This is a genomic window from Streptomyces sp. GESEQ-4, from assembly GCF_017948455.1.
Classification (GTDB): Bacteria; Actinomycetota; Actinomycetes; order Streptomycetales; family Streptomycetaceae; genus Streptomyces.
In genome coordinates this window covers 1-23298 of the sequence record NZ_JAFFSU010000040.1, presented here as the reverse complement: position 1 = coordinate 23298, position 23298 = coordinate 1, and the positions used below count along the sequence as shown (strand labels likewise).

At 68.2% G+C, this 23298-nt stretch carries 23 protein-coding genes and 2 pseudogenes; 14 read left to right on the top strand and 11 right to left on the bottom strand.

Annotated features, from left to right (window positions below; genetic code table 11):
• Positions 1–223 precede the first annotated feature (223 nt).
• A complete protein-coding gene (locus KCH48_RS39665) occupies positions 224–694 on the bottom strand; it encodes a hypothetical protein (RefSeq protein WP_210582490.1) in 471 nt (156 codons plus the stop codon).
• Between the two features lie 149 nt (positions 695–843).
• On the opposite strand from KCH48_RS39665, the gene KCH48_RS39660 reads away from it, so the two are divergent.
• A complete protein-coding gene (locus KCH48_RS39660; protein WP_210582489.1) occupies positions 844–1179 on the top strand; it encodes a YnfA family protein in 336 nt (111 codons plus the stop codon).
• Between the two features lie 44 nt (positions 1180–1223).
• Here the strand turns inward: KCH48_RS39660 and KCH48_RS39655 are convergent, their stop codons facing one another.
• Entirely contained in the window at positions 1224–1661 is a 438-nt protein-coding gene (locus tag KCH48_RS39655) for an ester cyclase (RefSeq protein ID WP_210582488.1), read from the bottom strand.
• Positions 1662–1824: 163 nt separating this feature from the next.
• On the opposite strand from KCH48_RS39655, the gene KCH48_RS39650 reads away from it, so the two are divergent.
• From KCH48_RS39650 to KCH48_RS39640, 3 genes are all read left to right on the top strand, one after another.
• Positions 1825–2592, top strand: coding sequence for an SDR family NAD(P)-dependent oxidoreductase (locus tag KCH48_RS39650; RefSeq protein WP_210582487.1), 768 nt, complete (start codon positions 1825–1827; stop codon positions 2590–2592).
• Positions 2592–2753: a hypothetical protein gene (locus tag KCH48_RS39645; RefSeq protein WP_210582486.1), complete on the top strand. Its 162-nt coding sequence runs from the start codon at positions 2592–2594 to the stop codon at positions 2751–2753. Before KCH48_RS39650 ends, KCH48_RS39645 begins: the two co-directional genes overlap by 1 nt.
• Before the next feature lie 165 nt (positions 2754–2918).
• The gene (locus KCH48_RS39640) at positions 2919–3743 is read left to right on the top strand and encodes an LAGLIDADG family homing endonuclease (protein WP_210582485.1); all 825 of its coding nucleotides are present in this window, start codon (positions 2919–2921) and stop codon (positions 3741–3743) included.
• A 48-nt stretch (positions 3744–3791) separates the two neighbouring features.
• Here the strand turns inward: KCH48_RS39640 and KCH48_RS39635 are convergent, their stop codons facing one another.
• On the bottom strand, positions 3792–4985 hold the full coding sequence (locus KCH48_RS39635) for an RtcB family protein (RefSeq protein ID WP_210582484.1): 1194 nt from the start codon (positions 4983–4985) through the stop codon (positions 3792–3794).
• A gap of 216 nt (positions 4986–5201) precedes the next feature.
• Between KCH48_RS39635 and KCH48_RS39630 the strand changes: the two genes are divergently transcribed.
• The 3 genes from KCH48_RS39630 (at position 5202) to KCH48_RS39620 (ending at position 8549) form a co-directional block, all read left to right on the top strand.
• On the top strand, positions 5202–6068 hold the full coding sequence (locus KCH48_RS39630) for a DUF3558 domain-containing protein (protein ID WP_210582483.1): 867 nt from the start codon (positions 5202–5204) through the stop codon (positions 6066–6068).
• A 141-nt stretch (positions 6069–6209) separates the two neighbouring features.
• The gene (locus KCH48_RS39625) at positions 6210–7082 is read left to right on the top strand and encodes a DUF3558 domain-containing protein (protein WP_210582482.1); all 873 of its coding nucleotides are present in this window, start codon (positions 6210–6212) and stop codon (positions 7080–7082) included.
• A 153-nt stretch (positions 7083–7235) separates the two neighbouring features.
• Positions 7236–8549 carry a DUF2637 domain-containing protein gene (locus KCH48_RS39620; protein ID WP_307841075.1) on the top strand — a complete coding sequence of 438 codons (1314 nt, stop codon included), beginning with the start codon at positions 7236–7238 and terminating at the stop codon, positions 8547–8549.
• Positions 8550–8601: 52 nt separating this feature from the next.
• On the opposite strand, the gene lysS is transcribed toward KCH48_RS39620, so the two are convergent.
• The gene (gene lysS, locus KCH48_RS39615) at positions 8602–10347 is read right to left on the bottom strand and encodes a lysine--tRNA ligase (RefSeq protein ID WP_210582480.1); all 1746 of its coding nucleotides are present in this window, start codon (positions 10345–10347) and stop codon (positions 8602–8604) included.
• Between the two features lie 221 nt (positions 10348–10568).
• Between lysS and argS the strand changes: the two genes are divergently transcribed.
• Positions 10569–12323 carry an arginine--tRNA ligase gene (argS, locus tag KCH48_RS39610; protein ID WP_210582479.1) on the top strand — a complete coding sequence of 585 codons (1755 nt, stop codon included), beginning with the start codon at positions 10569–10571 and terminating at the stop codon, positions 12321–12323.
• A gap of 24 nt (positions 12324–12347) precedes the next feature.
• Here argS and KCH48_RS39605 read toward each other — a convergent pair whose 3' ends face one another.
• The 3 genes and pseudogenes from KCH48_RS39605 to KCH48_RS39595 all read right to left on the bottom strand — a co-directional run.
• Positions 12348–14045, bottom strand: coding sequence for a protein kinase (locus KCH48_RS39605; RefSeq protein WP_307841074.1), 1698 nt, complete (start codon positions 14043–14045; stop codon positions 12348–12350).
• A 49-nt stretch (positions 14046–14094) separates the two neighbouring features.
• Complete coding sequence (locus KCH48_RS39600) at positions 14095–16008, bottom strand: P-loop ATPase, Sll1717 family (RefSeq protein ID WP_210582478.1); 1914 nt, start codon at positions 16006–16008, stop codon at positions 14095–14097.
• A 68-nt stretch (positions 16009–16076) separates the two neighbouring features.
• Positions 16077–16466, bottom strand: a pseudogene (locus KCH48_RS39595) (ATP-binding protein); the annotation flags it as partial.
• A gap of 113 nt (positions 16467–16579) precedes the next feature.
• Between KCH48_RS39595 and KCH48_RS39590 the strand changes: the two are divergent.
• A complete protein-coding gene (locus KCH48_RS39590) occupies positions 16580–17407 on the top strand; it encodes a helix-turn-helix transcriptional regulator (RefSeq protein WP_210582476.1) in 828 nt (275 codons plus the stop codon).
• Positions 17404–17592 carry a DUF397 domain-containing protein gene (locus KCH48_RS39585; RefSeq protein WP_210582475.1) on the top strand — a complete coding sequence of 63 codons (189 nt, stop codon included), beginning with the start codon at positions 17404–17406 and terminating at the stop codon, positions 17590–17592. The genes KCH48_RS39590 and KCH48_RS39585 overlap by 4 nt, the downstream gene beginning before the upstream one ends.
• Before the next feature lie 9 nt (positions 17593–17601).
• Here the strand turns inward: KCH48_RS39585 and KCH48_RS39580 are convergent, their stop codons facing one another.
• Positions 17602–17958: a DUF805 domain-containing protein gene (locus tag KCH48_RS39580; protein ID WP_210582474.1), complete on the bottom strand. Its 357-nt coding sequence runs from the start codon at positions 17956–17958 to the stop codon at positions 17602–17604.
• Between the two features lie 280 nt (positions 17959–18238).
• On the opposite strand from KCH48_RS39580, the gene KCH48_RS39575 reads away from it, so the two are divergent.
• Positions 18239–19066 carry a DUF4253 domain-containing protein gene (locus KCH48_RS39575; protein ID WP_210582473.1) on the top strand — a complete coding sequence of 276 codons (828 nt, stop codon included), beginning with the start codon at positions 18239–18241 and terminating at the stop codon, positions 19064–19066.
• Positions 19067–19078: 12 nt separating this feature from the next.
• Here KCH48_RS39575 and KCH48_RS39570 read toward each other — a convergent pair whose 3' ends face one another.
• Positions 19079–19924 (bottom strand): arylamine N-acetyltransferase, encoded by an 846-nt coding sequence (locus KCH48_RS39570; protein ID WP_210582472.1) that lies wholly within the window; start codon positions 19922–19924, stop codon positions 19079–19081.
• Between the two features lie 280 nt (positions 19925–20204).
• Here KCH48_RS39570 and KCH48_RS39565 point away from each other — a divergent pair, with 280 nt between their 5' ends.
• The gene (locus tag KCH48_RS39565; RefSeq protein ID WP_210582471.1) at positions 20205–20411 is read left to right on the top strand and encodes a hypothetical protein; all 207 of its coding nucleotides are present in this window, start codon (positions 20205–20207) and stop codon (positions 20409–20411) included.
• Positions 20412–20421: 10 nt separating this feature from the next.
• Here KCH48_RS39565 and KCH48_RS39560 read toward each other — a convergent pair whose 3' ends face one another.
• Positions 20422–21264 (bottom strand): hypothetical protein, encoded by an 843-nt coding sequence (locus KCH48_RS39560; RefSeq protein ID WP_210582470.1) that lies wholly within the window; start codon positions 21262–21264, stop codon positions 20422–20424.
• 58 nt (positions 21265–21322) lie between these two features.
• Here KCH48_RS39560 and KCH48_RS39555 point away from each other — a divergent pair, with 58 nt between their 5' ends.
• Positions 21323–22006, top strand: a complete 684-nt coding sequence (locus tag KCH48_RS39555) for a DUF4232 domain-containing protein (protein WP_210582469.1) — start codon at positions 21323–21325, stop codon at positions 22004–22006.
• Between the two features lie 32 nt (positions 22007–22038).
• Here the strand turns inward: KCH48_RS39555 and hemB are convergent, their stop codons facing one another.
• Complete coding sequence (hemB, locus tag KCH48_RS39550) at positions 22039–23031, bottom strand: porphobilinogen synthase (RefSeq protein ID WP_210582468.1); 993 nt, start codon at positions 23029–23031, stop codon at positions 22039–22041.
• On the opposite strand from hemB, the pseudogene KCH48_RS39545 reads away from it, so the two are divergent.
• Positions 22970–23298: pseudogene (locus tag KCH48_RS39545) on the top strand (hypothetical protein); the annotation flags it as partial. The gene hemB and the pseudogene KCH48_RS39545 sit on opposite strands and share 62 nt — an antisense overlap.

Below are 23298 nucleotides of genomic sequence, written 5' to 3'. Positions count from 1 at the left end.
CAAGATCCGCCAACCAGCTCCCTCCACCTGCCGACGACCTGCACCGAAGAGAGCATCACCCGCCAACTACGATCCTCGGTCACACGTACGACGCCATATAGCGGCGGGACACCGCGGACAGCTCCTCGAGCAGCCGAGCCCGTGCATCGCCGTCGCCCGTCATCCCGCCCGCCCTTTCGTCTGCGCCGTGCAGAGATCGTACGACGCAGCAGTCACCGCATGTCTAGAAGTAGTACTCGTCCCCGGTGTCCAGGACCAGCACGCGCTGCGGATCACTGACCCCGCTGCCGCTGCCCTGGCCGCCGTCCGCCACCGTGCCGATCTCCAGCAGCACCTCCGACGGCGCCTCCCGCAACTGCACCCGCAGACTGACCGGCTTGCCCACCCCCTTACCGGCCAGCGCCCCGACCCGGCACAGCACCGCCCGGTCCCCCGAGGGCGCACACCCGTCCGGCAGCGTCTGCCGGTCGGCGAGCGGCTCCGACCAGGCCAGCCGCACCGACGTGTCGGGCACGGCGGACGCCCCGTCGTTGCGCGGCGTGAACCGTACGTCGACCCGGCCCGCGGCCAGGGACGCGGCACCGTGATAGGCGAGCTCCGCCTCGGGCCCGGAGCCGGCGACGGCGAGCGAGGCCCCGCCGCCGATCATCATCAGGGCGGCACCGCACGCCGCCAGCACCCGCGTCGTTCTCATCCAGCCGACTCCTCACGCCTCACTTCGCGGTCCGTGGTCGTACGGATGTATCCCACGCGGAGCGAGCCACAGGCGCCGTCCATCAGGTGACGCGGGCACGGAAACGGGCACGGAGCGGGCACGAAAACGGGCCATGCGAAGCTGCCGACATGCTCATCCTCCGCTCCGCCGCCCTCTTCGTCGCCGCCGCGCTCCTCGAGATCGGCGGCGCCTGGCTGGTCTGGCAGGGCCTGCGCGAGCACCGCGGCTGGCTCTGGATCGGCGGCGGCGTCCTCGCCCTCGGCGCCTACGGCTTCGTCGCCACCTTCCAGCCCGACGCCCACTTCGGCCGCATCCTCGCGGCATACGGCGGCATCTTCGTCGCCGGTTCGATCGCCTGGGGCATGGTCGCCGACGGCTACCGCCCGGACCGCTGGGACATCGCGGGCGCACTGATCTGCCTCGCGGGCATGGCGGTGATCATGTACGCGCCGCGCGGGGAGTGACGAAGACCGTAAATGACGTAGGTGTCCTAGATGACCTGGCGCCCTCAGGCCGACAGCTCGTCGGGCAGCAACCCGAGCTGCTCCAGGAACTCCATCTGATCGAAGTAGAGCCGATAACTGACGATCCGGCCGTCCCGCACCGTCGCGAAATCCACCCCGCGGATCCTGACCTCCTTCTGCGTCGCAGGCAGGGACTCCCCGGACGACAGCTGAATCGGACCGGTGTTCTTCCCGCTGAAGAACCCTTCGTCGATGGCGGTGTCCCCGACCTCGTACGCATACACCGTCTCGAACGTCCCCTCAGGAACCGCGTCCGTCATCTGACGCCAGTACTCGACGATGTGGTCACGCCCGTGGATCTCCCCGCCGTCCGGCGTGATCGCGACCGCGTCCTCCGCATAGATCTCGGCAAGCGCCTTGAGGTCCGGCGAACCGGTGACAGCATCCGTCAGCCGGTCCATCACGTCACGAGCCTCACCCATGGATCCACCTCCTGACTCGGGAGAGGACCACCCACTCCATTGTCCGCCCGAGCCCCGCGGTCCCGCCCCTCGAACGGGCCCCGGCCACTGCTAGCGCCCGGCCTATCCTGGCCGGAGGCACACACGCGTACGCCCCCTGATTCCCTCCCCCTGGAGCTGCCGTATGACCCCGCCCGCCGCGTCCCGTATCGCCGTCATCACCGGCGCCAGCAGCGGAATCGGCGCCGCGACGGCACGGCAGCTGGCGGCCGCGGGCTACCGCGTCGTCCTCACCGCCCGCCGCAAGGACCGCATCGAGGCACTGGCCGAGGAGATCAACCAGGCAGGACACTCGGCCACGGCATACGCCCTCGACGTCACGGACCGCGAGGCGGTCGACGAGTTCGCGAGCGCCTTCCAGAAGATCGGCGTCCTCATCAACAACGCGGGCGGCGCACTGGGCGCCGACCCGGTAGCGACCGGCGACCCGGCGGACTGGCGCCAGATGTACGAAACGAACGTCATCGGCACGCTCAACCTCACCCAAGCTCTCCTCCCGAAACTGGAGGCAAGCGGCGACGGCACGGTGGTCGTAATCTCCTCCACGGCGGGCCACGCAACATACGAAGGCGGCGCCGGCTACGTAGCCGCCAAACACGGCGCCCACGTCCTCGCCGAAACCCTCCGCCTCGAAATCGTCGGCCGCCCGGTCCGCGTCATCGAGATCGCCCCCGGCATGGTCAAGACCGACGAATTCGCCCTGACCCGCTTCGACGGCGACAGGCAGAAGGCGGAAAAGGTCTACGAGGGAGTAGCGGAGCCCCTCACGGCCGACGACGTGGCCGACACCATCACCTGGACGGTAACCCGCCCCAGCCACGTAAACATCGACCTCCTCATCGTCCGCCCCCGCGCCCAAGCCTCCAACACCAAGGTGCACAGGGAGTTGTGATGCCGGAGGACGAAAACACCGAACAACACGACCGCGAACAGCGCCAACTGGCCCTGGAAAAGAAACGCGAACGCATCGTCTGGTACTACCTCGCGTACTTCCTCTTCGGCATCCACATCGTCGCCTTCGTAATGATCTACGCGGTGACGCACGCGAAGTAGAACCAGAAGTAGGACTATTAGTCCACAGGAGTGAATCCAGACGATCACCCAAACGGCCGCCGAACTGGCGATCTAGGCTCGCAGCACAACATCAAATGACGGCCCTCGCCCCGGGATGCCGGTCCCGAGCGAGGGCCTGACCAGCAAGGAAGGATCAGCTTCCTCATGGCTGACTGCGAGCCTAGCGCCCAACGGTTCATGGACCTCAGGGTGCCTGAGTACGCGTACATGTTCGGCTTCTTGCAGGCGGATGGGCATCTGCAGCAAGGGGTCGGGCAGAAGGGCAAGTTGACCGTCGAGCTCAATGCCCGGGACATCGACATCTTGCACAACTTCCAGAAGCTGACGCCTTACTACAGCAGCGTCACCGAGCGCACGCGGTCCACGAACTTCACCGAGACCCACCGCTCAGCAACCTGGAGTCTGTGCTCCCTCGAAGCCAGGACTCTACTCAACGAACTGGGCCTGCCCTACGGCCGCAAGTCGAAGACGATCAGCCCGCCCCACGTCGAGTTCTCAGGCCGCGACTACCTACGGGGCGTCATCGACGCCGACGGCTCGGTGGGCTACACGAGCAAGGGCCTGCCCTTCATCTCCCTCACCACGGCCAGCACGGCGATCGGCACCTATCTGTGCCAGTACGCGGAGGAAGTCACAGGCGCTGTACGGAACATCAAGCGCAACGCCCGCGACGACATCTACAACATCCTCTACACGAAGGAGAGCGCCCAGAAGCTGGCAGCCGGCCTGTACTATCCAGGCTGCCTTTCGCTCGAGCGGAAGTGGGCTGCCGCCGACTCACTCGCCTCCTGGGTCCGGCCCGAGGGAATGCAACGTAGGCCCCCACGCATCCAGTGGACGCCCGAAATGGACCGGATCCTGCTCGCAGCGCCAACCATCGCCGACGCAGCAACGCTGGGCTACTCGAACAGCCCTTGCCAGGTGCGCCGCTGGAAACTGCTGCACGGCCTAGTACCTCTGCCGGACTGAGCAACTCGCGATGGGCGCGGCAAAGGAACGCCGCGCCCATCGCCATGTTCAGCCCTTCACGCAGATGACCTGCTTCAGCTTCGCCACGACCTCCACGAGATCTCGCTGCTGATCCATCACCTGCTCGATCGGCTTGTACGCACCCGGAATCTCATCCACAACACCGGAGTCCTTGCGGCACTCCACGCCCCGCGTCTGCTCCTCCAGGTCCTTCGTCGAGAACCGCCGCTTCGCCGCGTTCCGGCTCATACGCCGGCCCGCGCCGTGCGAGGCCGAGTTGAAAGCCTTCTCGTTACCGAGGCCCTTCACGATGTACGTGGCCGTACCCATAGAACCCGGGATGATTCCGAGGTCGCCGGCGCCTGCCCTGATCGCGCCCTTGCGAGTGACCAGCAGGTCCATCCCCTCGTAGCGCTCCTCAGCCACGTAGTTGTGATGGCAGCTGACCTCCATCTCGAAGGTCGGCTTGGCCTTCTTGAACTCCTTGCGGATCACGTCCTTGAGGAGCGCCATCATGATCGAGCGGTTGTACTTCGCGTACTCCTGGGCCCAGTAGAGGTCATTCCGGTACTCAGCCATCTGCGGGGTGTCCGAGACGAATACAGCAAGGTCTCGGTCAACCAAGCCCTGGTTGTGCGGAAGCTTCTGGGCCACGCCGATGTGGTGCTCGGCCAGTTCCTTGCCGATGTTCCGGGAGCCGGAGTGCAGCGTCAACCAAACTGAATTGTCCAAATCAACCGATATTTCCAGGTGATGATTCCCCGCGCCGAGTGTTCCCATTTGTCTCGCGGCCCGCTCCCCGCGAAACTTCACCGCTTCGGCAACCCCATCAAACCGCCCCCAGAAGTCATCCCACCCCCCGGTAGCGAACCCATGGAACCGCCCCGGCTCCACAGGACTGTCATGCATCCCCCGCCCCACCGGAATCGCAGCCTCAATCTTCGACCGCAGCCGAGACAGATCCCCCGGCAGATCATTCGCCGTCAGAGACGTCCGCACCGCCGACATCCCGCACCCGATGTCCACCCCCACTGCCGCAGGACAGACAGCCCCCCGCATGGCAATGACGGACCCGACAGTCGCGCCCTTCCCGTAGTGGACGTCCGGCATGACCGCCAGCCCCTTGATCCACGGCAGTGTCGCCACGTTCCGCAGTTGCTGGAGGGCACCCTCGTCGACCGTCGCCGGGTCGGTCCACATGCGGATGGGAACCTTCGCGCCCGGCATTTCCACGTACGACATATCGTCCTCAATCCCCCGTAAGTGCAACAGAAGTCTTTAATCGCAAAACCAGCGCCAAGGTCAACGAAAGGGACAACGGACCGGCGTCCACGGCGTTGCGTGCGATAGACATTGTCTCCAGCGGGCACCCCCGCGCGGCAAGCGATTAACCAGCGGGGACACTGGCAGAGCGGCCGGGCGGGCCCGGCAAGAGACACCGTCGAGAGGAACCTGACCGTGCAGCGGAAGGCGTACGTATCCGGCGTCGCGGCGCTCCTCGCGGCGCTGTTGGCCGGCTGCACCGGCGGCTCGGACGACGGCGGCACGGCGGACAACTCCAACCCGGGCGGCGACACGGGCACCGCGGCGGCCGAGGCTCAGCCGGGCCGCTACCGCACGCTCCCGGAGCCGTGCGGCGCCGTGAGTCAGGAGACCCTCGACTCGCTGCTCCCCGGCATCAGGCAGCAGACGGACGAGGAGCAGCGCGAGAACGCCTACGCGGGCGACCCCACCCAGACGTTCGACACGGACCGCAAGGTCGGCTGCCGCTGGAAGGTCGAGTCGACGGAGGCCACGGACCACCTGCTCGTCGACTTCGAGCGGGTTGTGTCGTACGACAACGCCGTCAGCGACGACAGCGAGGCGGAGTCGCTGTTCGCGACGAGGGAGGAGGCGGCCGACCTCCCCGAGCCGACGGTCTCGGCCACGGCGTCCACGTCGGAATCGGAGTCGGGGTCGGAGGACGCGGAGTCGGCGTCCCCGTCCGACTCCGCGTCCCAGTCCTCCTCCACATCCCCCACCGGCTCCTCCACCGCCGACCCCAGCTCCAGCGCCACCTCCTCCCCCTCCGCCACCCCCTCCGACCTCCAGCCCCGCCTCCTCGACGGTCTCGGCGACGAGGCGTTCCTGGACGACGTGCTGAGCAGCGCCGGTTCGACGGCTCGGCAGCGCACGGTGACTGTGGCGTTCCGCACGTCGAATGTGATCGTGACGATCCAGTACGAGGAGCAGCCGGCGACGGTCGGCACCGTGCCGGACAGCAAGGAAATGCAGGACAGAGCACAGAAGTTGGCTTCTCAGCTGGCGGACTCGCTGGCCGACTAGCGTGCCGTACGGGCTCTTTGCAAAGCACCCGAACGAGGAACACACAAGTCCTTCACCGCGTACCGTGGCCCCTCGGACCCGATCCGACCGCAGGAACCTCAGCGTCCCCGGACCCGATCCGACGGCAGGAGCACGAGCGTCATGAGTGAAGGAACCATGCAGCGACGAGCACAGCTAGACCAGGGTGACCAGCGTGACCGGCGGAGGAAGCGTCTTGGCCGCGTCCTTGTGTGCGCGGCCGTGGCCCCCGTGATGCTGATCGCCGCCGGCTGCTCCTCCGACTCCGACTCGGGCTCTGGTTCCGACAGCGCCGGCGAGGGCAAGAGCGCGGGCAGTGAGACCTCGGCGTCCGCGATCCCGTCGCCGACGGTTCAGGCGGCGGCGTACTCGAAGCTTCCGAAGCCGTGCACCGTGCTGGCGAAGAAGACGCTGGGCGATCTGGTGCCGAAGGCCAAGACGTCCGGCAAGGAGGGCAATTCGGACGATGCCGCGTCGCGCGGCAACTGTTCCTGGAGCAGCCTGGACGACAACGGCGTGAAGGGCTCGCAGTTCCGCTGGCTGAATGTCTCCCTGCTCCGCTTCGACTCGGACACGACACGTGGTGCCGGCGACGAGCAGGCTCAGGAGTACTTCGACAAGCAGGTCCAGGCCGCTCAGTCGGCGGAGGGCGCGAAGGGCGTCAAGTCCGAGCCGGTGACCGGCATGGGCGACGCGGCGACGGCGGTGCGTTACGACCTGAAGAAGAAGGAGGGTTCCTTCAAGCAGCAGACGGTCGTGGTGCAGGTCGAGAACGTCGTCGTCACCGTCGACTACAACGGCGCGGGCCTGGCGGGCGAGAAGACCCCGAGCGCGACGGATCTGATGAAGGACGCGCAGAAGGCGGCGAAGGAGGCGGTGGCGGCGGTGTCGTCCGCCAACGGCTCTGCGGCGAGCAGCGCATCGCCTTCCAAGTCGGCGTCGAAGCCGGCATCGAAGAGTGCCTCTCCGTCGAAGTCCGCGGCGAAGAGGAACTGACCGTCACATCGGGCCCAACTCGCAGCAGAACATAACCATTTGACGGAGCCCGGTGCCCCTCTGGGACCGGGCTCTCACGTCCCGGCAACCCGCGCGCCGTACACATGTGCCACTCTGTTGCGCGCAACGACTTGCATGGGGAGGGGAGTACGGGTGGCCGCGCCACTGCAGCTGACACGGACGCACCGGATTCTGATCGGCGTGGTCGTCTTCGGTGCCGTCGTCATCGCCGGCATCGGCTTCGCGGGTTCGTACGCCGCCGTCCGCGAACTGGCCCTCCAGAAGGGCTTCGGGGACTTCAGTTACGTCTTCCCGATCGGCATCGACGCGGGCATCTGCGTCCTGCTCGCCCTTGATCTGCTCCTCACCTGGATACGCATACCCTTCCCGCTCCTGCGCCAGACGGCGTGGGTGCTGACGGTGGCGACGATCGCCTTCAACGGCGCGGCGGCCTGGCCGGACCCGCTGGGCGTGGGCATGCACGCGGTGATCCCGATCCTGTTCGTGGTCTCGGTCGAGGCCGCCCGCCACGCGATCGGCCGCATAGCGGACATCACGGCGGACAAGCACATGGAGGGGGTCCGCATGACGCGCTGGCTCCTCTCCCCCGTGCCCACGTTCCTCCTCTGGCGCCGCATGAAGCTCTGGGAGCTCCGCTCCTACGACCAGGTCATCAAGCTCGAGCAGGAACGTCTCGTCTACCAGGCCCGCCTCCGCTCCCGCTTCGGCCGCAGCTGGCGCCGCAAGGCCCCGGTCGAGTCCCTCATGCCCCTACGCCTCGCGAAGTACGGCGTCCCCCTGGCGGACACGGCCCCGGCGGGCCTGGCGGCGGCGGGCATAGAACCGGCACTGCTGCCTCCGGCGCCGAAGCAGGAAATCGACGCCGCAGCTGCGGGCAGTCGTGCCGCTGGGGCGGCGCCCGTCCCACAGAAAGCGGCACCTCCCAGCGAGCAGCGCCTGGAGCTGGACAGCAACCAGGACGCCGAGCAGCTGTACTACGCGCCCGAAGAGGACCAGAACCCCTGGCTGCACGCCCGGGACCCGCAGTCCATCGAGTACCACGGCGACTACGACCCGACATTCGAGCCGACATACGAGCCGCCGTATGACCCGACATACGAGGCGGAGCAGTACAACGAGCCTCCTCCCCCGGCACCCTCAGAACCCGCAGAACCCGCAGAACCTTCGATGGAAGAGACCGGCAGTTTCCGCATCCCGGTGAGCCGGGGCCGTACCCGCGAACTCGGCGAGGGCGGTGGCACGCCCGCTCCCGAGCCGACCGAAGAGGACTACTACCAGGTCTTCAAGAAGTCGATAGGCGGCACCGGCTACCCGACCCCGCGTGAGTACAGCGAGAACGTCGAGGCGGAGTTCAGCATCACGCTCCTGCCGGACGAGGCGAAGCGCATGGTCAACCGGTTCACGAAGCTCTACAACGCGGAACTGGAAGAGAACCACATCGCCTGACGGCAGAAAGGGGCCCTCACCGGAGAGCCCCTCACCGCACCGCTTACTCGCCTTACTCGCCGAGCAGGCCCCGTACCCGCTCCTGCCCCACCGCCAGCAGCAACGTCGGCAGTCGCGGCCCGGTGTCCCGCCCCACCAGCAGGTGGTACAGCAGGGCGAAGAACGACCTCTGCGCGGTCTTGATCTCGGCCGGCAGTTCCTTGGGCGTGGCGTCGGCGGGGAACCCGGCCTGCACCTTGGGCACGCCGTACACGAGGTGGGTGAGCCCGTCGAGCGACCAGTGGTCGGCGAGCCCGTCGAGGAGGAGCCGCAGCGACTGCTGGGACGCCTCGTCGAGGGACTTCAGCAGGGCGACGTCGGGCTCGTCCCGCACGATGGTGCGCTGGTCGGCGGAGACGTGCGTGTTGATCCACGCCTCGGCCTTGTCAAACCGCGGCCGTACCTCGTCCAGCGACCCGAGCGGCTGCTCCGGGTCCAGCTCGGAGAGGATCCGCAGCGCTTGGTCCTCGTGCCCGGCGGTGATGTCGGCGACGGACGCGAGAGTCCGGTACGGCATCGGCCGCGGCGTACGCGGCAGCTCACCGCCGGCGGTCCCCACGGCACGCGCGTGCGCGGCGACGTCGCCGGGCAGCGCGGACCCGTCCGCCACCTTCGCGTCGAGCTTGTCCCACTCGTCGTAGAGCCGCTGGATCTCCTGGTCGAAGGCGATCTTGAAGGACTGGTTGGGACGACGCCGGGCGTAGAGCCAGCGCAGGAGCTGAGGCTCCATGATCTTCAGGGCGTCAGCAGGGGTAGGCACCCCACCCCGCGACGAGGACATCTTCGCCATGCCGCTGATGCCCACGAACGCGTACATCGGCCCGATGGGCTGCTTCCCGCCGAAGATCCCGACGATCTGCCCGCCCACCTGGAAGCTGGAACCCGGCGACGAGTGGTCGACCCCGCTCGGCTCGAACACAACGCCCTCGTACGCCCACCGCATCGGCCAGTCGACCTTCCAGACCAGCTTGCCGCGGTTGTACTCGCTCAGCCGGACGGTCTCGGCGAAACCGCAGGCGTCGCAGGTGTACGACAGCTCGGTGGTGTCGTCCTCGTAGGAGGTGACGGTAGTGAGGTCCTTCTCGCAGTTGCCGCAGTAGGGCTTGTACGGGAAGTAGCCGGCGGAGCCGAAGGAGCCGTCGTCCTCGGCGGCGGCGCCCGACCCTTCGGCAGCTTCCAGCTCGGCCTCGTCGACGGGCTTCTGCGACTGCTGCTTCTTGGCGGGGGCCTTCTTGGTCCGGTACTGGTCGAGGATCGCGTCGATGTCGCCGCGGTGCCGCATGGCGTGCAGGATCTGCTCCCGGTACACGCCGGAGGTGTACTGCGCGGTCTGGCTGATCCCGTCGAACTCCACGCCCAGCTCGGCCAGCGACTCGATCATCGCGGCCTTGAAGTGCTCGGCCCAGTTGGGGTGGGCGGAGCCCTTGGGGGCGGGGACGGAGGTCAGCGGCTTGCCGATGTGCTCGGCCCACGACTCGTCGACCCCGGAGACGCCCGCCGGCACCTTCCGGTACCGGTCGTAGTCGTCCCAGGAGATCAGATGCCGGACCTGGCGACCCCGCCGCCGGATCTCGTCCGCGACGAGATGCGGGGTCATCACCTCACGCAGGTTCCCCAGATGGATGGGCCCTGACGGCGAAAGCCCGGACGCGACGACAACCGGTTTGCCCGGGGCCCGACGCTCCGACTCCTCGATGACCTCATCCGCGAAACGGGAGACCCAGTCGATGGTCTCGGTGCTCTGAGCCACGATCGGCACGTCCTTCTTTCTCCAGGGCAGCCGTACGGTCAACGACTGACGCCGTTCATTCTCCCAGCTAGAACGTCAACAGAGAAAACGCCTTTTCAACAGCGCCCCGACAGGGGCGCGGGGAACTGCGCGACAAGCCCCCACCGCCCCGCAGCCGAAAAACCGCTTTACCCCCCATGGGATACTGACCGTGTCTATCCATCCCCACGAGGAGAACGGCACCCACTCCTATGGCCCCGGTCACGTCGCTCACCGATCTCGTCAACCAGCGCCTCGCGAACGCCCTCTCGGCAACCCTGCCGGAAGCGGACGCGGACCCGCTGTTGCGACGCAGTGACCGCGCCGATTTCCAGGCCAACGGCATCCTCGCGCTGGCGAAGAAGGCGAAGTCGAACCCGAGGGAGCTGGCAACGCAGGTCGTCGCCAACATCACCACCGGCGACGTGATCAAGGACGTCGAGGTCTCCGGCCCCGGCTTCCTCAACATCACGATCACCGACAAGGCGATCACCGACAACCTCGCGCAGCGGTACGCAGACCCCGACCGCCTCGGCGTGGCCCCCAAGGAGAACGCGGGCGTAACCGTCATCGACTACGCCCAGCCGAACGTCGCCAAGGAGATGCACGTAGGCCACCTCCGCTCCGCGGTGATCGGCGACGCCCTCCGCGGCATGATCGACTTCACCGGCGAGAAGACGATCGGCCGGCATCACATCGGCGACTGGGGCACCCAGTTCGGCATGCTCATCCAGTACCTGATCGAGAACCCGGGTGAGCTGGCCCCGCCGTCCGAGGTGGACGGCGAGCAGGCGATGAGCAACCTGAACCGGGTCTACAAGGCATCGCGCGCGGTCTTCGACTCGGACGACGACTTCAAGGAGCGGGCGCGGAAGAGGGTCGTCGCCCTGCAGTCGGGCGACAAGGAGACGCTCGACCTGTGGCAGCAGTTCGTGGACGAGTCGAAGGTCTACTTCTACTCGGTCTTCGAGAAGCTGGACATGGAGGTCCGGGACGACGAGATCGTCGGCGAGTCGGCGTACAACGACCTGATGCCGGAGACGGCGCGGCTGCTGGAGGAGTCCGGCGTAGCCGTGCGCTCCGAGGGCGCGCTGGTGGTGTTCTTCGACGAGATCCGCGGCAAGGACGACCAGCCGGTGCCGCTGATCGTGCAGAAGGCGGACGGCGGCTTCGGCTACGCGGCGAGCGACCTCTCCGCGATCCGGAACCGTGTCGTCGACCTGCACGCGACGACGCTGATCTACGTCGTGGACGTACGCCAGTCCCTGCACTTCAAGATGGTCTTCGAGACGGCCCGCCGGGCGGGCTGGCTCAGCGAGCACGTCACCGCGCACAACATGGGCTACGGCACGGTGCTGGGCGCGGACGGCAAGCCGTTCAAGACGCGTGCGGGTGAGACGGTGAAGCTGGAGGACCTCCTCGACGAGGCGGTGCAGCGCGCCGCCGAGGTCGTACGGGAGAAGGCGCAGGACCTCACCGAGGACGAGATCCAGGAGCGGGCCGCTCAGGTCGGCATCGGCGCCGTGAAGTACGCGGACCTGTCGACGTCCCCGAACCGGGACTACAAGTTCGACCTGGACCAGATGGTGTCGCTGAACGGCGACACGTCCGTCTACCTCCAGTACGCGTACGCCCGTATCCAGTCGATCCTCCGCAAGGCGGGAGACGTACGACCGTCCGCGCACCCCGAACTCGAACTCGCCCCGGCGGAGCGCGAACTGGGCCTGCACCTGGACGCGTTCGGCGACACGGTCTTCGAAGCGGCGGCGGAGTACGCCCCGCACAAGCTGGCCGCGTACCTGTACCAACTGGCGTCGCTCTACACGTCGTTCTACGACAAGTGCCCGGTCCTGAAGGCCGACACCCCGGAACAGACAGAGAACCGCCTGTTCCAGTGCGACCTCACGGCCCGCACCCTCCACCGGGGCATGGCCCTGCTGGGCATCAGGACGCCCGAGCGGCTCTGACGCTGACGTACGGACGGCGGGCGGTCATTGCCCTTGGTGACCGCCCGCCGTCAACTCGTCATAGAGCTGGTCCACGGCGGAGAGGCGCCTCAACGCCTCCTCGTAGTTGTACATGAGGTCGGACATGTACCAGTTGACCGTGCTTTGGTCGTAGCCCTTCTTGACCACTGCGAACCCGTGCACGTCATTTGCTCCACGCCATTGCTTGAGGTGGGCCGTGGCAAAGGCAACAGTCACCCCGGCTCGGTCGACCGCGTCGGCGATCAGGCCCGCCGCCGTCTCGGGAACCATCTCTGTGATCGCCGCCTCCACGACGGCGGCACGACGCAGCGCCCGGTTGCCATCCGCCGTGATCATGGCGATGCGTTCATGCACCTCCTCGACGGAGTAGCCGCGACGGGTGATGCGGAACTCCCGGTCCGACGTGTCCATGGCCTGTGCGGCATCACCGGCCGGGAGGAGCAGGGGAGCCGGGACAGCGGGCTGAGGTTCGCTCCCAGTCCGACCGGAGGCCTCCCGCGCCCGCACACTGGCGACCAGCCTCTCGTGCTCTGCTTGGATCCGTGCCAGCGCGGCGTCGTTCTCGGCCAGCAGAGCATCGTTCGCGGCAGCCAGCCTGGCCAGCTCATCGTTGCCGTCTGTCAGCCTCGCCAGCCGTACCCGATCGGCATCTACGCGAGCCTCCTGCAGCAGTTGCTCCGCGTCCGCGCGAGCCGCCCGCAACAGCCCCTCGGCCTCCGCGCGCACGGAGGCCCCCTCTCCCTCCGCCCGCTCCCACACCTCCCACGCCTTCGTCAGCAACCGCCCCGCGAGTGAGTCCCCGTGCCCCGGTCCGAGCGCGTCCAGCGGCTTGCTGTCGGGCAGCGCGACGGCATGCTCGAACAGCAGGGTGCCCAGGGCGTCGTGGACGACGGCCGCGTCCTGCGGCCGGCTGTCGGGGTCCTTCGCGAGCAGGCTCATGAGCAGGTCGTCCAGGCCCCCGGGCAGGCCCGCGACGAGGGAGCTCGGGGCGACCGGGGTGTCCTCCATCTGCATCCGCAGTACGGCCCACTGGACATCGCTGATGAAGGGCGGACGGCCGGTCACCGCGTGGTAGAGGAGGCAGCCCAGGGAGTACAGATCGCTGCGATGGTCGATCGCGCGGGCTCCCACGGCCTGTTCCGGAGACATGTACGGCGGCGAGCCGAGCGGCGCACCCGTCACCGTGAGTTCCCGGGCACCGATGGTCTCCCCCATGAACTTCGCGACCCCGAAGTCCAGGACCTTCACCCTCCCCGAGGGAGTGAGGAGCACGTTCGCGGGCTTGATGTCCCGGTGGACGACGCCCTGGCTGTGCGCGGCGTGCAGTGCCTCGGCGATCTGGGCGCTCCAGCCGACGGCGAGCGTCCAGGGCGGTGTGGACTCGTTCAACTGCCTGTGGAGAGGCACTCCGTGCACGAGTTCCATCACCAGGAAGAGGGTCTGGCGCCCGTTGACCGACACCTCACCCCAGTCATGCACGGTCACGATGTTCTGATGGGACAGCCGCCCCGCCAGCTGCACCTCACGCTGGAACCGGGCCTGCGTCTCCGACTCGTCCATCCCGTACTGCGGATGAACCACCTTGACCGCGACATCCCGCCGCATCCGCTCGTCCTGAGCCGCCCAGACCTGCCCCATGCCGCCCGCACCCAGCAACGGGCCGATCCGGAACCGCCCGGCGAGAAGTTCGCCGCCCTGCACCCATGACCTCCCAAGCCGCGTTCCCGCCGCTCACTGTTTCCGACGTGGCTCAGCTTCCCGACGAGTTGCCCGAGCTTCCGTACGACCCGCCCGCCTGCCGCCGCAGCCGCCGCGCCTCCTCCTGGACACGGCGCACGACCTCGCCCGCGCCGGTGGTGTCGTCCAGCCCGCTGGCGAGGAGTTGCGCGGCGAGGGTGTCGAAGTAGTGGGCGGTGAGCAGGAGCCGATCCTCCAGGTCGAAGGTCGACGCGGCGCCCGACGGCAGGACATTGACCTCATCCAGGACCCGGTTGATCTGCTGGGTGATCTCGTCCCGGGCGTCCGGCGCCAGGCTCACCGCCCTGCTGGTCTGCGCCAGGATGGAATGGCAGGAACGCCTCAGCTCCTGCACGAGCCGGTGGTCGCGCGAGGGAGTGGTCGCGAACGTCGTGTCGTTGTACCCCTGGAAGCCGCCCTGGAGGACCCGCCCGGTCACGGCGAGCGGCTCGAAATGCCGCAGGTCGATCGCATTGGTCGAGCCGAGCGCCGCCCGGAAACAGGGATGGACGTGGAACTCCGTCTCATGGGACTGCACGGGCAGGTCGTCGCCCCCCGCGAACACCACGTCGTTGCCGCGCCGCACGCCGAGAAAGCCGACGGCGTAGAGGACATCGATGATGCCGGGAAGGGTCAGTGCGTCGAGGTACGCCGGGAACAGCCGGTGCAGTGACTCGGCCGCCGCGTCGAACCGGCTGCCGAGGGCGGCACGCGTCACCACGTACCCCGTGTTCTGGAAGAGCGGGAACAGGTGGTTCAGAAAGGGATGCGCGACCAGATACTCCAGCGCCAGATCCTTCCGCTTCCAGGCGGAGAACTGCCGCCCCGCCTGCAGCACATCCCCCTCCGTGATCCGCTCCCGCCCATGGATCAACGAGGCCGTCTCCTGGCAGAGGTTGAGGAACTGGATGGCGTCCCGCGGCCGGGGCAGACACCGCCGGAACAGATAGCTCGCGGTCTCCTCCCCCTCCACCACCGCCGGAAACAGCTCGCCCCACAGCAGCTCGGCCGTCATCTCGGCCCCCACGGAGGCCCGCGCCCGCGCCAGCGCGAGATCCCGCAACGCCTGCTCGGTCCACGTGATCCGCAGCTCGTCCCCGCGGAACTTGTCGCCCTCCCCGAAGGACAGCGAGTCGTAGATATCGGCGCGCAGAAACAGCAGGAACCGCACGGCACCGCCGTAGAGACTGACCGCGTGCTTCGCGGCGAGCAGCAGCCCGATCACCATCGAGTTGCTGTCCGGCTCGGCGGACCACACCTGCTCCAGCTGGTCGACCATGAGCAGCAGCGGCCCGTGCGCACCGGCGCAGCCGAGGTCGGTGAAGGCCTTGGCCACGCCCTGCTCGACGACCTCCAGCTGCCGGGCGGCCTGCGCGCCCTCCGACGGGGCCCCCGCGAGGTCGAGCCCCGCCTTGACCCCGAACGCCTCCAGGGACAGCGAGGTCTGCAGTCCCCGAGCCCCCTGCGCGAGCCGGTCCCCGAGCCGCCCGCCGGCCGACTCCCCGTTCTGCTTCAGAAACCGTGCCAGCGCCTTCACGGAGTCGGGCTTGCGCCGGTGTGCGTCCTTGGCGTGCGTCACCAGGTGGCGAGCGGCATGTACGGCGAACAGGTACCGCCAGATCAACGACTTGGCCGAGTCCCCCGGCAGCCCCTGCAACTCGAACCGCCGGATCTCCTCCCCGGCGGTCTCGTCCGGCGTCACCAGCACGGTCCCGGCATGCTGCCCGCCGTCCGCCGACAACTGCATGCAGATCGCGCTCTTGCCGGACCCCTTGCGCCCGATGATCAGCATCTTCCGCCCGGACAGCGCCGCGCGGTAGGCCGCGTTGGGCAGAAACCCGCCGCGCAGCAACAGCCCCTCGGTCACATCCCGTTCGGCATCCTCACGCCCGAAGTGCAGCCGCGCGAGTACGGGCCCGTCAGCCATCCCGTCCCCCTATGTGTCGCCCCGTAGGCCGACACGGTATCGGCACCGCGCACCGTCACGGGACAGACGAACTCACACCACACCACTTTCCCCAACTCGCGTTCACGCACCCCCCATCCATCACTCAACGCGGCGACGAGCACCAGTCCCCGCCCACCCTCGTCTCGCTGCTCCACGACACGCGGCACACCACCCCCGCTGTCATGCACCTCGACCCCCACCACACGCCCGTCGTACCGCAGGAACAGCAGCAACTGCCGCCCGGGCGGAACGCCGTGCGTCAACGCGTTGGTCACCAGTTCGCTCACACAGAGCAGTACGTCGTCCGCGCGCGGGCTCCCGTCGAGCCCCCACCCGGCAAGAGTCTCGGCCGCGAACCGCCGTGCGGCGGGCACGGATCGCCGGTCACGGGGGAAGAACTTCTGGCGCAGCGGCGGGAGTTGGATCGTCTCGTTCACGGGACGAGAGTTGCGGAGAGTGACTAGCGTTGATCACCCGGTGAACCCGTACGGATTTTTTGTACGGGCTCCCACCCGGTGACGTACGTGTGCCCTGGGGGATTGAGACCAGCATGAGCGCGAAGAGGCCGCCGCGGCCGAAGAACCTGACCTCGATGAAGATGCTCGGCAAGCAACTGGGCGCGGCGCGTCGTGTCGCGGGCTACACCCAGAGTGCGCTGGGCGACCGGGTCAAGCTGGACGAGGAGACGATCGCGTCGATCGAGCAGGGCAGAAGGTCTCTGAAACCGGACCTGGCGGCGCTGTTGGACGACATCCTCCAGACGAAGGGGATGCTGTCGGTGGGCGTGGCGAACCTGCCGGAGATCGACCAGTTCCCGATGTGGGCGGAGCTGTATATGCAGCATGAGCGGGAGGCGATTGCGCTGTCGTGGTACGACAACGCGGTGCTCCCCGGCCTGCTTCAGACCGAGGCATACGTCGGGGCCGTCCTGCGCAACCGCGTTCCCGCGTACGACGAGGACGAGATCGAGACGCGCACGGCAGCCCGCCTGGAACGCCAGGAGATCCTGCACCGCAAGACCCCACCGACACTGAGCTTCATCGTGTGGGAGCCGGTACTGCACATGGTGATCGGCGGGGCGGAGGTACGGCTGGAGCAGCTGCGGCATTTGCGGGCGGTGGCTGAACTGCCTTGCGTGTCACTGCAGTTCCTGCCGTTGAACAGCCCGTACAGCGCTGGGCTCAACGGTCCCTTCACGCTCCTCGAAACGCCGGACCACCAGCACCTCGCGTACACCGAATCGCAACGCGGCAGCCAGTGGGTTTCCGACGCTGATGAGGTGTCCATCCTCGCGCGCAAGTATGCGATGCTGCGGACACAGGCCCTGACCACACAGGACTCAATGGGCCTGCTCGACCGCCTGCTAGGAGAGCAATGAGCACCGAGGCACTTCAGTGGTTCAAGTCGACCTACAGCGGCGACGAAGGCGGCCAATGTGTCGAGGTTGCCACCCGCCCCGGCCTCATCCACATCCGCGACTCCAAGAACCCCGAGGAAAGCGGCCCCACTTTCACCGCTTCCCCCGAGGCCTGGGCCGCTTTCACCGCGTACGCGACCCGCTGAACCGAATCGTCAGACGTGCGCCGGCGCGAACTTGGGGTTCGGGCCGTACTTGTTGGCGTCCTTGCTGTCCGCGCAGAGGAAGACCAGCATCACGATCAGGCCGACGAGCGGGACGATGCTGATGAAGACCCACCAGCCAGAACGGCCGGTGTCGTGGAGCCGGCGGATCGTGACACCCAGGGACGGCAGGAAGAGCGCGACGGTGAGGATGGGGACGAGGATGTTCGTCCCGAGGACGGCGAGGTCGACGACCGACAGCACGATGGCGATGACCATGTAGATCAGCGTGTACATCCAGTATTCCTGGCGGCGCGCACGCCCGTTGAACACCGCGTACTTCTTGACAACGTCGACGAACCAGTTCATGTGAATCCCCCCATGGGATCGATGCTTGAGCCTCACCGATCGGATCCGGCCAGAGGCAGAACGTACGGAGCTGACGGGTTCTCGTCAACGCGCTAGAAGTCCCTGCTCAGCGGGGTGTTGGGGGTAACCCAAAGGCCTATTCAGGGACAGAACCATCCAAGGTCCCCGATGTTTCCGTCGCCCGCGTGCGAACCGTGTGCGATTCGTGTCCCGTCCTACGCCGCTTCGAGGCCGGAACGATCTCGAACCGTTGTCAGTGGTCGGCCTTACAGTCGGTGACATGGCGACACTTCCCAACCCGCTGCCCACGCTCGCGGCCGATCCGAGCGGTCGTGCGCTCGGGCTCACGCTTCCGCCGGGGCGACTGATCGACGCGACCGACGAAGGCCCTTGGCATGAGCCGTTGTTGTGGCATGCAGAGACGCCCGCGTCGGTGGGCGTCTGGACGAAGCTGGGCACGCCGGCCGGACGGGCCGGGCTGCTGCCGGTGCTGATAGAGACCGGCGGGAGCCAAGGCGGCCCAGAGGACTGGAACTTGATGCCGGGAGAGGTGTCGTACCCGGGCGATCACGACGCGGACGAGGTGCTGGAGGAGCTCTGGGAGGACTGCGAGGGAGAGGAGGGCGAGGAGTGGCCCGGCCTCGCCGAAGTCCCAGAGCCCGCAGCCGACTCCACCGAATCAGCCGCACCCTCCGCCCCCGACCCCGACTTCGCCGCCACCGAGATCGCGGACTCGCTCCTCCTCGCGGGCGGCGGCCCGTTCAAGGACCCGCACCTCGCCCTGGTCCCCGCGCGCCGCAGCGCGGATATACCGGCGGCGATCGGCTGGTCGGGCCCGGCGAACCACGAGGGCGACGTGGCCCGGCTGTGCGCCGTACTCCGCTCCTGGGAGGACCGCTTCGGCATACGGGTCGTGGCGCTCGGCTTCGACCACCTGCTGGTGTCCGTCGCGGCCCCGCCCTCGACCCAGGCCGACGCGGAGGCACTCGCCGCCGAGCACTTCGCGTTCTGCCCGGACAACATCTGGCAGAGCAACGACACCACCCTGCGCGCCTACGCCGAGCACCGCCTCCTCAACCAACCGGCCTGGCACTTCTGGTGGGACTGAGCATGCACTGAGTCACCCCAACAGCGTCATGCCGCCGGGAACGGCGATCAGGAACTCCTCGTCCAGGATCCGGCGTGCCTCCGCCTCGTCCGTCACCTCCCGCTCCGTCACCGTGCCGTCGTCGGCGCGTGTCTCGGTGAGGATGCGGCCATAGAGGTGGAGGTGGCGTTCGGCGGTGGTGCGCTGGACGTAGAGCTGCTGGGTGAAGGGAGAGCGCGGGTTCGTCGCGACATGCCAGTTGATGACCTCGAAGTCAGGCTTCTCGAACGGCTCCACGGTGAAGGCGTACTGGTCCGCCCAGCTCCCGGACCGCTCCTCGTGGGCCTGAAGCATCCACATCTCCAGCGGCCCCCGGTGCGGCACCCGCACCAGCCGGTGCCGCCGCCCGCCACCCCGGAACTCGATGTCCGCCAGCAACGGCACTGGCTCAAGGAGCGCGCCGACCGCCCCGAAGCCGACGTCGGCGAGGTAGGGCCGCGGATCGCCCGGAGCCTCCACCAGCAGCGCCATGTGGGTGCGAGGCCGGCTCTCGAGGCGGTCCGCGCCGACGGCGACGCGGGCCGCCAGCCGGGTCATACGGAAACCCAGCGCGTCCAGCGCGAGCGAGAACAGCGTGTTGTGCTCGTAGCAGTAGCCACCGCGCCGGCTGTGGACCAGCTTGGCCATCAGATCGACGGGGTCGAGGGAGGGCGCCGTACGACGCAGGGCGTCCAGGTTCTCGAACGGGATGCTCCGCGCATGCGCCAGATGCACACCTTTCAGCGTGGCCAGGTCCGCACGCCGCTCGCCCTCCCAGCCGATCCGCTTGAAGTACGCATCGAGGTCGAATCCCGCGGATTCCACGATTGACTCGGGCATGCCCCCACCGTAGGCACGCCACTCACCCCATGGCCGCCGCCCCCGGCAGGAACCGACGCCGGACTTTCGTCCTAGGCCCCCAGCCCGGCCCAGCCCGGCCGGGACAGCGGATCAGCCCCCGATCCCCGTCCCGTCCCGCACCCGAGAGAAACACCATCCCCCCAGCTCAGCCGCCATCCCACCCCATCCCACGTCCCGAATCCCCCGGCGACCCTGGCGGTCGTGGCCGATCACCGCGCAAGCTGAAGCCTCCCGGAAACCCAAGACCGAAAGGGCCACCATGTCCGCACGCCCCGCCGCCGACCGAACCCGGCTGCTCGCCACGACGACGGCCGTACTCGCCGCACTCGTGCTCGCGGGTGCGCTCACAGGGTGCGAGGACGGCGAAGGCCTGCGCGACGAGGGCCCATCGGCCACGACCAGCTCGACAACGTCCTCCACCCCACCCCCGGTGTCCCCCACACCGACACCCGACCAGACCCACTAAGCCCTCGCCGCTAGGACCCTGCCCCCGCCGCCTCGACCCACTTCTCGCCGCCGAGCGGGAACTCGTACGAGGGACGGCCGTTGTTGCCGCTCGTGCGGAACGGCTCACCGCCGTCGTCGACGACCACCGTGCCCTGCCGTGTGCCGCTGGACCACTTCAGCTCCAGATACCAGCGCACGTCGTACGCCGAGGCGTCGGCCATGATGCGGAAGACCTCCGGGTCCGACTCGCTCACCGAGAACGGGAAGTCCCGCTGCCCGGCCGCGGGCTGCACGACCGGACGGGCCGCGTCGAGGGCCACGGTGAAGGGGTGCGTCGGCACATCGCCACCGCAGCCGACACCCATCACGTAGTCGTTCCAGGCGAGCGGCATGCCCCTGCCGACCACATGGACCGCCAGACTGTCGAGGACCACCGTCCGCTCCCCGGTCCCCTGCACGGTCAGCGTCACCAGCTGCTCCCCCGCCGACACCGCCCCTTCCGCCGACACCCACGCCGGCGCGCCCTGCTCGAAGGGCGGCGGAGGGACCTCCGCCGGGGGCCGGTCGATCAGATAGTGCTGCGAACAGGGCCCTTCCCAGGTGTACGGCCGCGTATTAACGGTCAGCAGCGGCCCAGCCTCGTTCCCGGGATCCTCACCGGCCGGCGCACCGCTGCCCCCACCGCTCGTACGGCTGACCGAGGGCGAAACGGACGGCGTGCCCTTCCTACTACCGGACTCGGTCTCCTTCGCGGTCGCCCCGGCCGAGCTCTTGGTCGGCGTCGCGGACACACCTCCGGACGACGCCGCCGCACCGACCGGACTGCGCCGCCCGTCATCGCCCTGCCGCCAGTTGATGCGGCCGGGACGCACTATCGCACAGGCTCTCCTCATCCACAGCGACCCAGCTCCCACGGACAAGGACCCAGCCATGCGCACCTTCCGCCACGCCCGCCTCTTCGCCGCCGCAGGCATCACGCTCGCCACCCTCGCTCTCACCGCGTGCGACAACGGAACGGGCACCAAGGACGAGGGTGCGTCGAAGCTGACGCCGACGGCACCGGCGTCGCCCACGGACGACACCAAGGGATCGCAGCCGACGAACTCCGACTCCGGAAAGCCCTCACAGACGAACCAGACCACCGAGAAGACGAACAAGACGACCGACCAGACCGACAAGTCCACGTCCAACCCCGCCATCTGCAACGGCTCCAACACCAAGGTCACCGCCCAGCCGGTCTCCCGCCCGCTCAACCACATGCTGCTCACCGTGACCAACACCGGCTCGAAGGCGTGCTCGCTGATGTACTACCCGGTGATCCGCTTCGACGAGATGCAGTGGGTGCCGCAGCCGATGCCGGACAGCAAGCCGCAGGCTGTCCCCACCCTCTCCCCCGGAGCCTCCGGCTACGCGGGCGTCCTCCTCGCCGCGGCCGACGGCAGCGGCGACGGCGGCACCACCGGCAAGAAGCTCACGATCGCGTTCCAGGGCGGAACCCCGAACACCTCCGGCGGCGCGTCCGCGACCCCGCCCCTGCCGGCCAAGGGCGTCTACTACGACAGCTCGATGTCGGTGACGTACTGGCAGTCGGACATGGCGAACGCCCTGAACTGACCACTGACCACTGACCGCCCCGCGCCGACCAACTACCTCACCTTCTGGGCGACCTCGGTGGCCCAGTAGGTGAGGATGTTCTGCGCACCGGCCCGCTTGATCCCGGTCAGCGCCTCCAGGATCGCCCGGTCCCGGTCGATCCACCCCTTCTCGGCGGCGGCCTCGATCATCGAGTACTCACCGGAGATCTGATAGGCGGCCACCGGCACATCCGCCACATCAGCAACACGCGCCAGAACGTCCAGATAGGGCCCGGCAGGCTTCACCATCACCATGTCGGCCCCTTCCTCCAGATCGAGGGCGAGCTCCCGCAGCGACTCCCGCGCATTGGCGGGATCCTGCTGATACGTCTTCCGATCCCCCTGCAACGACGAGCCGACAGCCTCCCGGAAGGGCCCGTAGAAGGCGGAGGCGTACTTGACGGTGTACGCCAGCACCGCCACGTCCTCCCGCCCGATCTGATCAAGGGCATCACGCACGACGCCGATCTGCCCGTCCATCATCCCGCTGGGCCCCACGACATGCGCCCCGGCATCGGCCTGTACCTGAGCCATCTCGGCGTAGCGCTCAAGGGTGGCGTCATTGTCCACACGCCCCTGATCATCAAGCACCCCACAGTGCCCATGATCGGTGGTCTCATCCAGACACAGATCAGACATCACCAGCAACTCATCGCCGACCTCGGCCCGCACATCCCGAATCGCGACCTGCAGAATCCCGTCCGGATCGGTCCCCGGCGTCCCCAGGGCGTCCTTCTTCGACTCCTCCGGCACCCCGAAGAGCATGATCCCGGACACCCCGGCCGCCACAGCATCGGCAGCCGCCTTCTTCAGGCTGTCCCGAGTGTGCTGCACAACCCCCGGCATGGCCGCGATAGGCACCGGCTCACTCACACCCTCCCGCACGAACGCGGGCAGGATGAAGTCGGCCGGATACAGCCGGGTCTCGGCAACCATCCGCCGCATGACAGGACTCGTACGCAGCCGCCGAGGACGCGTACCGGGAAACGATCCGTACTTCGACATGCAACGAGGCTACGCCGACCGGACCCCCACCTTTGCCGACGAGACGTCGGACCAGAACGCACCCGGCGCGGTGGCTGGGGCGGGGTGGGTCGCGCAGCCCGGCGCTGACGGGGCGCCGCCTGCGCCCACCCGTGCCGCCCCAGGCGGCACGACTGCCCGCAGCTTGGCGGGAGGTGCTGCCGCCTGCTGGGTGGGCGCCGCCCCAGGCGGCACGACTGCCCGCAGCTGGGGCGGGCGGAGCGCCACGCACGCGACCGCGGACCCGCA

Coding starts and splice junctions, on each gene's coding strand:
- KCH48_RS39665 (WP_210582490.1), bottom strand. CDS start 694: ATGAGAACGACGCGGGTGCTGGCGGCGTGCGGTGCCGCCCTGATGATG.
- KCH48_RS39660 (WP_210582489.1), top strand. CDS start 844: ATGCTCATCCTCCGCTCCGCCGCCCTCTTCGTCGCCGCCGCGCTCCTC.
- KCH48_RS39655 (WP_210582488.1), bottom strand. CDS start 1,661: ATGGGTGAGGCTCGTGACGTGATGGACCGGCTGACGGATGCTGTCACC.
- KCH48_RS39650 (WP_210582487.1), top strand. CDS start 1,825: ATGACCCCGCCCGCCGCGTCCCGTATCGCCGTCATCACCGGCGCCAGC.
- KCH48_RS39645 (WP_210582486.1), top strand. CDS start 2,592: ATGCCGGAGGACGAAAACACCGAACAACACGACCGCGAACAGCGCCAA.
- KCH48_RS39640 (WP_210582485.1), top strand. CDS start 2,919: ATGGCTGACTGCGAGCCTAGCGCCCAACGGTTCATGGACCTCAGGGTG.
- KCH48_RS39635 (WP_210582484.1), bottom strand. CDS start 4,985: ATGTCGTACGTGGAAATGCCGGGCGCGAAGGTTCCCATCCGCATGTGG.
- KCH48_RS39625 (WP_210582482.1), top strand. CDS start 6,210: ATGAGTGAAGGAACCATGCAGCGACGAGCACAGCTAGACCAGGGTGAC.
- argS (WP_210582479.1), top strand. CDS start 10,569: ATGGCCCCGGTCACGTCGCTCACCGATCTCGTCAACCAGCGCCTCGCG.
- KCH48_RS39600 (WP_210582478.1), bottom strand. CDS start 16,008: ATGGCTGACGGGCCCGTACTCGCGCGGCTGCACTTCGGGCGTGAGGAT.
- KCH48_RS39590 (WP_210582476.1), top strand. CDS start 16,580: ATGAGCGCGAAGAGGCCGCCGCGGCCGAAGAACCTGACCTCGATGAAG.
- KCH48_RS39585 (WP_210582475.1), top strand. CDS start 17,404: ATGAGCACCGAGGCACTTCAGTGGTTCAAGTCGACCTACAGCGGCGAC.
- KCH48_RS39580 (WP_210582474.1), bottom strand. CDS start 17,958: ATGAACTGGTTCGTCGACGTTGTCAAGAAGTACGCGGTGTTCAACGGG.
- KCH48_RS39575 (WP_210582473.1), top strand. CDS start 18,239: ATGGCGACACTTCCCAACCCGCTGCCCACGCTCGCGGCCGATCCGAGC.
- KCH48_RS39570 (WP_210582472.1), bottom strand. CDS start 19,924: ATGCCCGAGTCAATCGTGGAATCCGCGGGATTCGACCTCGATGCGTAC.
- KCH48_RS39565 (WP_210582471.1), top strand. CDS start 20,205: ATGTCCGCACGCCCCGCCGCCGACCGAACCCGGCTGCTCGCCACGACG.
- KCH48_RS39555 (WP_210582469.1), top strand. CDS start 21,323: ATGCGCACCTTCCGCCACGCCCGCCTCTTCGCCGCCGCAGGCATCACG.
- hemB (WP_210582468.1), bottom strand. CDS start 23,031: ATGTCGAAGTACGGATCGTTTCCCGGTACGCGTCCTCGGCGGCTGCGT.